The sequence below is a fragment of the Stenotrophomonas sp. 05L413 genome, from assembly GCF_056397945.1.
In genome coordinates this window covers 1-410 of the sequence record NZ_JBFTOL010000023.1, presented here as the reverse complement: position 1 = coordinate 410, position 410 = coordinate 1, and the positions used below count along the sequence as shown (strand labels likewise).

Sequence of the window (410 nt, the reverse complement as noted above, 5' to 3'; positions counted from 1 at the left end):
CAGCGTAACCTGAGCACCAGCGGCAGCTCCCTGGCCACCACCATCCAGCGCCTGTCGTCGGGTTCGCGCATCAACAGCGCCAAGGACGACGCCGCTGGTCTGGCGATCTCCGAGCGTTTCGGCACGCAGATCCGCGGCACTGATGTGGCCATCCGCAACGCCAACGACGGCATCTCGCTGGCCCAGGTCGCCGAAGGTTCGCTGAGCGAAATCGGCAACAACCTGCAGCGCGTCCGCGAACTGGCTGTGCAGGCCTCCAATGCGACCAACTCCGCCAGCGATCGCAAGGCCCTGCAGGCCGAAGTGACCCAGCTGGTCAGCGAAATCGACCGCGTTGCCAAGCAGTCGGAGTTCAACGGCACCAAGCTGCTTGATGGTTCGTTCTCGAGCCAGCTGTTCCAGGTGGGTGC

1 protein-coding gene is annotated in these 410 nt (G+C 64.6%); it reads left to right on the top strand.

The window, feature by feature from the left end; translation table 11 throughout:
* A partial coding sequence (locus AC1DIQ_RS18985) for a flagellin N-terminal helical domain-containing protein (RefSeq protein WP_478050604.1) occupies positions 1–410 on the top strand: 410 nt, incomplete at both ends.